This window comes from Humibacillus sp. DSM 29435 (assembly GCF_001758225.1).
Lineage (GTDB): Bacteria > Actinomycetota > Actinomycetes > Actinomycetales > Dermatophilaceae > DSM-29435.
Window position 1 is genome coordinate 21,132 of record NZ_MAST01000029.1, and the last position, 10,588, is coordinate 31,719.

Annotated in this window: 9 protein-coding genes; 1 reads left to right on the forward strand and 8 read right to left on the reverse strand. The window is 69.1% G+C overall.

The genetic code is table 11. The annotated features are described in order from the left end of the window. Window positions 1-73 precede the first annotated feature (73 nt). The 6 genes from BA895_RS15850 to fdrA all read right to left on the reverse strand — a co-directional run bounded on the left by BA895_RS15850 (window position 74) and on the right by fdrA (window position 7,685). Window positions 74-2,161, reverse strand: coding sequence for an AAA family ATPase (locus BA895_RS15850; protein ID WP_070192867.1), 2,088 nt, complete (start codon window positions 2,159-2,161; stop codon window positions 74-76). A 50-nt stretch (window positions 2,162-2,211) separates the two neighbouring features. Beyond that, window positions 2,212-3,147: a carbamate kinase gene (locus BA895_RS15855; protein ID WP_070192868.1), complete on the reverse strand. Its 936-nt coding sequence runs from the start codon at window positions 3,145-3,147 to the stop codon at window positions 2,212-2,214. Window positions 3,148-3,322: 175 nt separating this feature from the next. Then, on the reverse strand, window positions 3,323-3,820 hold the full coding sequence (locus BA895_RS15860; protein ID WP_070192869.1) for a DUF1097 domain-containing protein: 498 nt from the start codon (window positions 3,818-3,820) through the stop codon (window positions 3,323-3,325). Further along, window positions 3,817-4,716, reverse strand: coding sequence for a DUF2877 domain-containing protein (locus BA895_RS15865; protein ID WP_083283438.1), 900 nt, complete (start codon window positions 4,714-4,716; stop codon window positions 3,817-3,819). The genes BA895_RS15860 and BA895_RS15865 overlap by 4 nt, the downstream gene beginning before the upstream one ends. Further along, window positions 4,716-6,137 (reverse strand): DUF1116 domain-containing protein, encoded by a 1,422-nt coding sequence (locus tag BA895_RS15870; protein ID WP_070192871.1) that lies wholly within the window; start codon window positions 6,135-6,137, stop codon window positions 4,716-4,718. Before BA895_RS15870 ends, BA895_RS15865 begins: the two co-directional genes overlap by 1 nt. An 18-nt stretch (window positions 6,138-6,155) precedes the next feature. Beyond that, window positions 6,156-7,685 (reverse strand): acyl-CoA synthetase FdrA, encoded by a 1,530-nt coding sequence (fdrA, locus tag BA895_RS15875; protein ID WP_139142712.1) that lies wholly within the window; start codon window positions 7,683-7,685, stop codon window positions 6,156-6,158. A gap of 192 nt (window positions 7,686-7,877) precedes the next feature. Here fdrA and BA895_RS15880 point away from each other — a divergent pair, with 192 nt between their 5' ends. Then, window positions 7,878-8,567, forward strand: a complete 690-nt coding sequence (locus BA895_RS15880; protein ID WP_217493923.1) for a GntR family transcriptional regulator — start codon at window positions 7,878-7,880, stop codon at window positions 8,565-8,567. Here the strand turns inward: BA895_RS15880 and BA895_RS15885 are convergent. Both BA895_RS15885 and BA895_RS15890 read right to left on the reverse strand, forming a co-directional pair. Continuing rightward, window positions 8,564-9,766: an RNA polymerase sigma factor gene (locus tag BA895_RS15885; protein WP_070192872.1), complete on the reverse strand. Its 1,203-nt coding sequence runs from the start codon at window positions 9,764-9,766 to the stop codon at window positions 8,564-8,566. The genes BA895_RS15880 and BA895_RS15885 overlap by 4 nt on opposite strands. Window positions 9,767-9,771: 5 nt before the next feature. Beyond that, on the reverse strand, window positions 9,772-10,185 hold the full coding sequence (locus BA895_RS15890) for a YciI family protein (protein WP_070192873.1): 414 nt from the start codon (window positions 10,183-10,185) through the stop codon (window positions 9,772-9,774). Window positions 10,186-10,588 lie beyond the last annotated feature (403 nt).

Below are 10,588 nucleotides of genomic sequence, written 5' to 3' on the forward strand. Positions count from 1 at the left end.
CCACCGACTGCTCACCCGACAGACCACTTCCTGCTCATTCCTCGCCCACGGGCCAGGTTGGCGTGGGGTGGGCTCAGGGGGTGACCAGACCGGGCCGCTCGCCGATCTCGACCGACCAGAGCACCTCGACCAACCGTTCCTGCGCCTGGGCCAGGTGGCGGCGGTAGGTGCTGAACGGCAGGCCGAGCACCTGCGCGGCAGCCTCCTGCGACGGTGCACCCTTGAGATAGGTACGGTCCAGGACACGACGATGTTCAGCCCCGCGCGGCTCGTCTGACAAGGCTCGAATCGCCTCTGAGAGTGAGGTACTCAGGGAGTGAACCCTGTCTGTGGACTCGACCGGCAGCAGTGCCGAACCGAGCAGTGGCGAGCCGGCGAGACGGTCTGGACGGCCCAGCTCAGTGAGCGCTGCTCGCACCGCCGCGGCGAAATCGGCCAGCGAGAGCGGAGCCGGCCTCAGCAGCTCAGGCGGCGGGGGCCCCTGTTCGCCGCTCAGCTCTCGGCGGGCCATCAGCTCGAAGAGCGCGGCGACCGGAAACCGACGGCGGTCCCAGCCGTAGCCGACGACCGGCCGCGGCCCTTGGCCTGAGCTCGGGGGCGACAGCTCGAGCATCCGGGTCATGCCGAGATACTCGAAGTAGGCGCCGTACTGCTCGGGCTCGCTGGTGATGATGAAGGTCCAGGCGGCGGGCCGCTGACCCCACTCGAGCACGCAGGACACGCCGTTGACGAGGAACACGGTGGGGTCGCGCTGGTAGGCCCGGGACGAGCCTGCGAAGCGGTTGACGTTGACCCGTTCGCCCGGCCGGAGGGGTGCGCGCGCCTCCACGAGCGCCAGAACCGCAGCGGCGACGGGGTCATCGACATCGAGAGTGCCTCCGGTCGGTAGGTAGACCTGCATCGCGAAGGCCTCGACCCCGTCGTCGGACCGCGCCCGGTACAGACAGCTCGGTTGCTCGGCGGCGTATCGACCCGCCAGCGCGGCGGCCTGCGGCCCCTCAGCCTCCTCGATCAGCGTCAGGATGCCGGTGCGGTCCTCGGGCCCGGCTCGGGCGACCGGCAGGAGCCCGCCCTCTCGCAGCCTGGCCATCATCTCGGCGAGCGGCCCCCGGCGGTGGAGGAAGAGCAGCTCGGCCGCGGCGCGGTCGGGATGCGGCTCACCTCGGTCGGCGAGGCGGTGCAGGAAGTACCCGCGAACAGCGACGTGCAACGCGACGTAGGCGTCGGGCGACCGCTGGGCGAACTCAGCCTCGAAGACCTCACGGACGACGTCATGGACGAAGAGTCCGACCACTCCGCGGCGAACGTAGGGTCGCGACTCGAGCCAGTCCCACACCTCCTCGGCACGCGATCCGACTGTCGTGCGCAGCAGATCGGCTGTCATGCGAGTGGCGTGGGCGCAGGTCGCGAGCCCGGCCCGGTGGGCGGCATCCGGGACGTCATCGACGAGCAGCCGACAGACCTGCGCCACGACGTCAGGGGCGTCGGCGAGCTCGACAGGGAAGGCGTGCCCGCTCCGGGCCTCGGCCAGCATCGCGAGTACCAGCGGGTGGCCGCGGCCGACCCGGACGATGCTCGGACGTTGTGGCTCCGGGACGCCGAGCCGAGCGAGCAGATCGGCGCTCTCGGCAACGTCCAGCTCGGTGAGGCCGTGGATCCGGGCAAGTCGACGCCACCCGGGGTCGAGACGCCAAGCCGTGGAGGGCAGCTCGCGGCCGGCCACCACCGTCACCGAGGTTCGAGGCCGGGCCGGCAGCAGGTGTTCGCGAACCCACCCGTCGAGCGGTGCCAGTAGCTCGACGCTGTCCACGAGCAGAACGTCCGGTGCCTCTTCGGGGCCGTAACCCGCCTGCGCCGACCGCTCAGCAATGGCTGCAGCCACCGCAGTTCCCGTGCACTCGACGTCCTTGGCGTCGAGGTAGACCGGTCGGTGCCCCTGCGCGGCCGCGAGGCGGGAGAAGGCATCGAGCAGGGTCGACTTCCCGATGCCGCCCGGGCCGTGAACCAGATGGACCCGGGCCAGGGAGCGGCCGGCCAAGGAGTCGGCGAACGCCGCCAGCTCATCGGTGCGCCCGACGAAGCCGTGGCGGCGGGCGTCCGCCAGCAGAGCGGAGAGCCCGTGCTCCCGCCCATCGGCTACCGGTGGCTCGAACGAGCCCATGAGTCAGGGTATCGCCGGGGCGTCATCGCGACGCGACCCGATGCCGGGGTTCAGTCCTTGACGAAGACGATGCCCTCGGCGACGCCGGAACGGATCTCCGTACCGACCCGGCGAGCGAGCAGGTCGTCGAGGCGGTCGAGAGGCCCGATCAGGGCGCGGCCGCCTGCCTTCGCGACGCGGATGGCGGCGTCGACCTTCGGCGCCATCGACCCCTCTTCGAACTCGAGCTCGGCCATGGCCTCCGGCGAGGCAGTGAGGATGTTCCGTTGCTCCGGGGTCCCCCAGTTCTGGCTGACGTAGTCGCCGTCGGTCAACATGATCAGCGTGTCGGCGTCGAGCTCTGCCGCCAACGCGGCACTGGCGAGATCCTTGTCGACGACGGCCTGCATGCCCATCTCGCGACCGCGGTCGTCGATGCGCACCGGCACCCCTCCCCCGCCGACGCACACGACGAGACGGTTGTTCTCGAGGAGCAGTCGCACGACCGGCGTCTGCTGGATCCGCACCGGGTTCGGCGACGGGACGACGCGCCGGAAGGCGTTCCCGTCGCGCGCGATCGTCCACCGGTACTCGGCGGCTGCCTCCGCGGCATCCTGGGCGGAGTACTGCGGACCGATGAGCTTGGTCGGGTGGCCGAACGCCGGGTCGTCGTCCTCGACGACGGCGGTCGTCACGAGCGCCACAACCTCCCGGGCGCCCGCGAGGGCGTTGGTCAGCTCTTGCTGGATGACGTAGCCGATCATGCCCTGGGTCTCGGCCCCGAGAATGTCCAACGGATAGGCCGCGACGTCGCGGTAGGCGAGATTCTGCAGTGCGAGCAGGCCGACCTGCGGACCGTTTCCGTGGGTGATGACGACCTCGTGCTCGAGGGCGAGACCGGCCAGGGCCAGACAGGTCGACTTGACGTTGGCGCGGAGCCGGTCGGCGGTCATCGGCTCACCACGCTTGGCGAGGGCGTTTCCGCCGAGGGCTACTACAACACGCATGGTCTGTTCTCCTCCTGCTCGAGCGCCTTGGCGGGCGAGCGCGGTGTGCGGTGGCGACCTACCGGTCGTCGTTGAATGTCGTTGCGGGGCTGTGTGGTACGCGTGGTGTTGATGGGTGGTGTTGGCGCTGGTGGTGGTGGGACGAGCCCGGGCGGGAGGCGCCGCCCGGATCGCTTCAGGCGTCGGTCGGCGAGGTCTGCAGAACCGCAACCGGCTCGGGCTCGCCGAACGTCTTGACGGCCCTGCCACCACCCCAGTCGCAGAGCAGGCCCAAGACCGCACCGGCCAGGAGCGACAGGCCGAGCAGCTTCCAGTCGCCCTCGATGGCGAAGGTGGAGTAGCACCCGACGAAGATCCCAGGCACGAAGGCCAGCCACCGCACGGCGCCCATCAGCACGATCAGCGCCACGATGCCGCCGACGGCGACCGCCGTTCCGAACGGCGGACCGATGACGTCGCTACCGGCGATCATCGCCAGCGCCGTGCCGACACCGACGAACGTCGTCGAGATCGTCAGGAGCAGGCCGTTGACTCCGTTCTTGCCGGAGGCGAAGTAGGCCGTGCACCCGGCGAACCCGGCCCAGATGGACAGGTTCACGAGCGGGGCCACACCGGCCCACACTCCGCAGAGGATGCCGGTCACCACCGCCGCCAGAACGAGGTTGCGCTTCACGTGACGATCTCCTTGGTCTCAGAGCTGAGTGGATGGATGGGGTCGAGGGCCGTAGACAGGGTGTCGACCAGCCCGTGCAGGACGTCGGTGCCAGAGGTCGAACCGATCGCGGCGACCCGCCCGAACGCGACCGAGACCTCCGCGGGAGCGGTCAGCGCGACCGTGGCGGCCCGCAGGACGTCGTGGTGGAACCGACCTTGGGCGGCGGCCCTGAGAAAGTGCTCGCTGATGGTCGTGGTGCCGGAGGCCCAGGCGGTGACCGCCGTACCGACGGCGGTAACGACGGGGTCAGCGGGTCGGAGGTGGTGAAGGGCGGCGAGACTGCCCACCAGGTAGTCGTCGCCTGACGGGGTCAGGCCCACCCCCAGCCCGACGAGTCCTCCCACCGCCCAGTCGAGCTGCGCCGTGCCGGTTGGTGTGAAGGCCGTGCCGAGTGCCTGTTGGAACTGCCGCGCCGCCAGCACCAGTCTCGAATGCAGGGCCCGGTCGAAGGGTGACGGCGACTGGCTCGGCACGAAGGAGCCGGGTACGGCGTGCTCCAGCAGCGCCTCCCGCCACCGGGGCGGATCTGTTAGCGCGCTGTTCGACTCCACGGCTGTTGCCTCGCAGGAGAAGAAGCGACAGTGCGTCGCATCCACCTGCACGGCGCCGCAGCGAACCCAGCCGGCCCCGATCTCGACGCCGGTTCCCGCCGGCACGCGAGGCAGTCGCCCGGCGTCGGTCACCAAGGCGCCCGGGGCTGGACGACCGTTTGCCGTGACGAGCGTCAGCAGGCTCCCATCGAGCTCAAGGTTGACGGCGCGATCGAAGCTGGACCCGACCGTGGCCTGAGCCGACCCGGTGAGGAGCGAGCTCCACACGGCATCAGCTGCGAGGCCACGGACGGCATCCATCATCAGCTCACGATCGACTCGGCCAGCGCAACGACCGCCTTCTCGAACACCTCGAAGGGCGGGTTCACGAGACCGGCGCCGATCATGCCGATGCCCGCCTCTTTGTGGGCGATAGCGGTGTTGATGATGGGCAGCTCACCGGTCTCGAGCACCTTGACGACGTCGATTCCCGTGGCGATGCCGCGGAAGTTCAGCACGGGAATCGTCAGGTTCGGGTTGACCGTCGTGGTGATGGCGAGCATGTCCTTCGAGTAGTCCATCGCCTCCTCGACCGTGCCACCGACCAGAGGCACGATGGCCGGAGCAGCCGCCATCGCAAAGCCGCCGATGCCGTAGGTCTCCGTGATCGCCGAGTCACCGATGTCGAGACCGGAGTCCTCCGGCTTGTAGCCGGCCATCATCGGGCCCATGACCTGCTGAGCCGGCCCGGTGAACCAGCGGAAGCCTTCAAAGCCGGCAACCCGGACTCCGAAGTCGGTGCCGTTGCGGCACATCGTGGTCACGATGGTGCTGTCCGGGACGCCCTGGGCTGCGTCGAGCGCGCACTTCGAGACGGCCATCCAGGTCGGCCCCGAGAAGTAGTCACTCGACGCGATGAACTCGAAGACCTCCCGCTTCTGCTCCAGGGTGAAGTCGGTCTGGAGCATGTGGGGCGCCAGCGCCTGGAACAGCAGCAGCGTGCCCGCGATGTTGCGGTTGTGATCCTCATCGCCCATGTGCAGCGCCTGCGCCAGCATCGATCGCAGGTCGATCTCACCGACGAGCTCCATCGACTGCTGAAGCATCGGGCCGAACACGTCACGCATCCAGACGAGCCGGTCGATGACCGACTGGTCGTTGGCGCCCATCCGGAGGATCTTGGCCAGCTGCTCCGAGAGGTTGGTGTAGGCCACGTTGCCGTGAGTGGCGTTCTTGACGATGTGCATGTACATCGACGCCGACGTCACCCCGGCCATCGAGCCGACGCAGTCGTGCTCGTGGCAGGGCGAGAAGACGACGCCCCCGTTGGCGGCGACCTCCTCGGCCTGGGCGATGTTCTCGGCGAGGCCCTCGAACACGATGGCCCCGGTGACCGCGCCGCGCATCGCGCCGCACATGTCCTTCCACTCGATGGGCGGGCCGGCGTGCAGGATGGTGTTCTTCGTCATGCCGGGCACGACGTCGATGGCCTGGCCGAAGCCGACGAGCATGGGATGGGCGTCGATGATGCGTTTGACGACCTCCTCGTTGGCCACCCGGATGCGCTCTGCGACGTCAGGCTGCTGGAGGGCTGCGAGTGCAGCCCGGACCTCGGGCGAGTAGTCGCGCGGCGGCGTCCAGGTGACCTGGACGGCGTGGGCTCCCTGTCGTTCGATGTCGTGCTGGAAGGACGCGAGGCCGACGTTGACGACGCCGAGCTCAGTGGTGAACAGACTGCTGGTCATGATGGAGGGCTCCTACCTTTATCGGGTCAGCTCGAGGGACAGGGTGGCGAGCTCGATGACGTCGTCGACGACCCGAACTCCGAGGTCGGTGAGCTTCGCGACCTGGGCGCTCTTGTTCTGCACGTCACGGTCAGTACCGAGCACATAGGCGACGATCTCGAGCGGCCGTCCGGCGTCGGCGGCGATCTTGCGAGCCTCCGAGATCGCCGGTACGACTGCGCCGGCGGGGTCGGGGTGCGAGCCGAAGCCCAGCTCGACATCGAGCAGGATGACCGCCGTTGCGGCGTCTCGCGCAGCCTTGACGATCTCGCTGTTGCGGATCGTCGGGTCGATCATCGGGTGCGGCCGACCCTGGGTGTACTCGTCGGCGCCGAGGTCGATGAGCACGTGCCCGACCGGTTCCTTGCCGGTTTCGAGCTGGAACGCGGGCTGCTTGGCCACATTCGACCTCGTTCGGTCGGGGAACTGGTTCTTGACCACGTGGAAGACCTCGTCGCAGACCGTGCCGCCGCAGAAGAGTCCGCGGATGTCGGTCTGACCGTCCTGCCACCCGGCACGGATCTTCGCAGTGTCGAGGTCGTACGAAGGCACCACGGCGGCGCTGGGCGAGCCGGTGGCCAGGGAGACGGCTGCGAGCGCCGCGTCACGGCTGGTCGACGCGAAGGTGACGTTGGCCGGCGCGCCCATCGGCGCAGCTGCGCCGATGAAACAGACGACCACCGGCTTGGACAGCTCGCCTGCTGCCGCAAGCACCCGCTCGGCGACAACCGCTGCCGGCGGCTTGGAGAGCAGAACGATGACGGAGGTCTGGGGGTCGTCGTCGAGCATGCGCATCGCGTCGAGCATCATGATTCCGCCGATGGCCTCGGAGAGGTCGCGACCGCCCACCCCGACGAGCTGGCTGATGCCGGAGCCGAGGGCGTCGACCCGCACCGACAGCTCCTGGCTGCCCGTGCCACTGGCCGCAGCCACACCGATGGGGCCGCCGGACACGGCGTTGGCGAAGCAGAGACCGGTGCCGTTGATGATGGCGGTGCCACAGTCCGGACCCATGACGAGCAGTCCGGCGTCGTGCGCCTGGCGCTTGATGTCGAGCTCGTCCTCGATCGAGACGTTGTCAGAGAAGACCAGAACGTGGCGACCGGCGGCCAGCGCTGTGCGCGCCTCGTCGGCGGCATACCGACCCGGCACGGAGATGATCGCGAGCGAGGTGTTCGACTCCTGCTCGTAGGCCTGCCGCGACGTGCGGTAGGACGTTTCCGCGGGGGTCGCGACGCCCTGTGAGCGCAGCACCTCCACCTGCTCGATGGCGACATCACAGTCGGCTTCGGTCTCGCACTGCACCACGATAATCTGGTCTCGAGGGGTCGCGGCCTCGATCTCGGGGGTGGACAGACCCACCTCCTGGATCACCTGCTTGTTGAGGTCGGTGCCCATCCCGATCATCGCCGAGGCCACCATGGCAAGGTCGTTGACTTTCGTGGACAGCGCCATCAGCGACATCGAGTCGCTGTACTTGTTGGGCATGACCACAGACTTGACGTGCACGATCTCTCCTATCAAGGCGTCCGCGCGATGAGCCTCGTCACCCGGGCAATGGATGGGAGTTGGAGGCCAGCTCGGCCTGGGTTCGCCGACCTGTCCGAACGCTCTACTACTCAGTGTAGGCGATTGGTATACCAAATACCAATCGCTCCGTGGGTCGTAGCGGCCGCCCAGACCGGAGGTACGCTTTCGGCGATGTCCATGCAGCCGCAACCCCCCTCACTGACCGGGCAGCTGCCCGCTTTGGGGGCCGCTCACCGGTCGCTGCGCGACCAGGTCGCCGAGGTGCTTCGTGAGCGCATCATCCGTGGCGCTCTCCCGCCGGGCACGCCGCTGGTGGAGCGGACCCTCGCCGAGGGCCTCGGCGTCTCACGGGTCCCGGTCAGAGACGCTCTGAGCCTGCTCAAGGGGGAGGGCTACGTCACTCAGGAGCCGCGACGTGGTGTGGTGGTGACCCGGCTCGTTCGCAAAGACGTCGAGGAGCTGTTCGACGTCCGCCTCGCCCTGGAGGTGCTGGCCGTCCGCCTTGCGGCAGAACGTGCCACCGCCGACGACCTGGCCGGCCTGAAGGAGACCCTCAGGCAGTCCGGCTTGGCGCTGAAGGCGAACGACACAGAAGCGCTGCTCCGCAGCAACCAGGCCTTCCACGACGCCATCACGCAGATGGCGAAGAACGACCTGCTGGCCTCGCTGCTGAACCCGCTGGAGGGGCGCCTTCACTGGCTGCTCAGCCAGAACGACGACCCGCTACCACTGCACCGCGAGCACGAGAAGCTCTATCAGGCCATCGCCTCCGGAGACCCCGACGCTGCGGGCCGCGAGTCCGTCGCTCATGTGACCACGAGTCGCGAGCTCTGCCTGCGGCGCCTCTACCCCGAGCGCTAGCCGGAGATCGCGCCCTCGGCGCGGCGGCGCACGAGGGAGGCCTGGCGAACCAGGTGGTCACGCTCGGCGATGTTTGTGGCTCGGCCGGCGGCATCCGCGTAGGCCGTGGCGGCGGCCAGGAGGTCGCCGCCCAGCTCGTGGAGGTAGCCCCGAACGGCGTGCCACCGGTGCCGCTCGCCGAGCACCTCACGCAGCCGGTCGGTCTCGCGCAGACCGGCCGCCGCGCCGAGGACATGCCCGACCGCGACCGACCGCGCCAGCACCGCAGCCGGATCCTGGCGTACCGGGTCGTCGGTCAGGGCGACGAGGTCGTCGTACCAGGCCAGGATCTGCGGCCAGTCGGTCTCGTCGACGGATGCCGCGTCGTCGTGCAGGGCGGCGATGGCGGCCTCGATCTGGTAGCGGCCGACGCGCTCGGCACCCAGCGCCGACTGCAGCACGCGAACGCCCTCGGCGATCTGTCGAATATCCCACCGGCCGCGGTCTTGCCGGTCGAGCGGAACGAGCCGGCCCTCGGCGTCGTATCGCGCCGGGAGCCGGGCGTGCCCCAGGAGCATCAGCGCCAGCAGCCCGCGCGCCTCCGGCTCCTCGGTGGCGAGGGTCAGCTGACGAGCGAGCCGAATCGCCTGACCGGCCAGGTCGACCCGCCCCCCGTGGCCGGCGGAGTAGATCAGGTACAGCACTCTGAGCACGACCGCGACGTCGCCGGGCCGGCCCAGGCGGGCCCCGTGCAAAGTGCGTTTGGCGCGACTGATCCGCTGCGCCATCGTCGCCTCCGGCACGAAGAAGGCGTCGGCGATCTCCCGCGTGGTGAGGCCCCCGACAGCGCGAAGGGTCAGCGCCACCTGGGAGGCCGGTGTCAGGTCGGGGTGACAGCAGCAGAAGAGCAGAAAGAGCGTGTCGTCGCCCTCCTCGGTGTCCTTCGGTCGCGGCTCCGCGTGTGTCGTCTCCTCACGGCGGTGACGGGCGGCCACGCTCCGACGCTCGTCGACCAGACGCCGGGTCGCCACCGTGGTCAGCCAGGCCCGGGGGTTCTGCGGCGGGGGCTCGGGCCACACGCGCAACGCCTCCAACAGTGCCATCTGGAGCGCGTCCTCGGCGACGTCGAAATCCTCTCCTCGTCGGACCAGGCCCGCCAGCACCCGCGGAACGAGGGCGCGCAGCGCGCCCTCGTCCAGCACCGGACTCGTTTCGACCATGCGGCTCAGTCGTCGGCCGGCGCGCCGGACATGACCTCACGGACGTCGATCCATTCGTACAACGGAGTGCCGCCCGGGCCCGGTTCGGAAGAGACGTAGGCCGCGAACTCCACTGCGCGCTGGTGAGACTCGACATCGACCATGTACCAACCCGCCACGAGATCGCTGGTCTCGGGCAGCGGGCCGTCGGTGATGACGGGCGCGGCATCCGGACCGCCGTAACGCACCCACGTGCGCGTCTGCGTCAGCGCCTGCGCGTCGACGACCGACCCCCCGTTCTGCTCCAGCCACTCGTCGACGTTGCGAAGGAACGCCATGTGCGCCTCCACGTCTTCGGGGGCCCACTGGTCCATTGGAGGCACGGCGCGGTGTGGCTCCGGGCCGCCCCGATAGTGCTTGAGCAGCAAGTACTTGGGCATGTTGCCTCCTGTGTCGTGGGCCGCGAATGTCGCGTCCCGTCACCTGTTGAGCGGAGCCGGTCAGGTCTTCTCGACATGAAACCACTCCGATCGTCGATGACGGTAGGGCGCCGCGTGTCGACGTTGACGCCAGCGGGGATGCCGTCGAGCAGGTAGGCGGAGACGGCCAGCAGCTTCCTCCACCTCACCTCTCACCCATCGAAGGCTGCTCCGAAACACCGTCTGGTTCTGGCCAATCCGCACACCGGGGCACGACGAAGACCATTTGAAAGTGCGGCCCGAGCTCGGCTCCACAGCCCACTCGAACGCAGCACCCACACACCCTCAGTACCGACCAGGAGTGAAATCATCATGATGACCAAGACCCGCACCAGCCTCGTGGCCCTCGCCATCGCCCTGCCCC

What these genes read in the sequence shown, in the direction of transcription:
- BA895_RS15850 (WP_070192867.1), bottom strand. Translation starts at nt 2,161, where the DNA reads ATGGGCTCGTTCGAGCCACCGGTAGCCGATGGGCGGGAGCACGGGCTC.
- BA895_RS15855 (WP_070192868.1), bottom strand. Translation starts at nt 3,147, where the DNA reads ATGCGTGTTGTAGTAGCCCTCGGCGGAAACGCCCTCGCCAAGCGTGGT.
- BA895_RS15865 (WP_083283438.1), bottom strand. Translation starts at nt 4,716, where the DNA reads ATGATGGATGCCGTCCGTGGCCTCGCAGCTGATGCCGTGTGGAGCTCG.
- BA895_RS15870 (WP_070192871.1), bottom strand. Translation starts at nt 6,137, where the DNA reads ATGACCAGCAGTCTGTTCACCACTGAGCTCGGCGTCGTCAACGTCGGC.
- BA895_RS15880 (WP_217493923.1), top strand. Translation starts at nt 7,878, where the DNA reads ATGTCCATGCAGCCGCAACCCCCCTCACTGACCGGGCAGCTGCCCGCT.
- BA895_RS15885 (WP_070192872.1), bottom strand. Translation starts at nt 9,766, where the DNA reads ATGGTCGAAACGAGTCCGGTGCTGGACGAGGGCGCGCTGCGCGCCCTC.
- BA895_RS15890 (WP_070192873.1), bottom strand. Translation starts at nt 10,185, where the DNA reads ATGCCCAAGTACTTGCTGCTCAAGCACTATCGGGGCGGCCCGGAGCCA.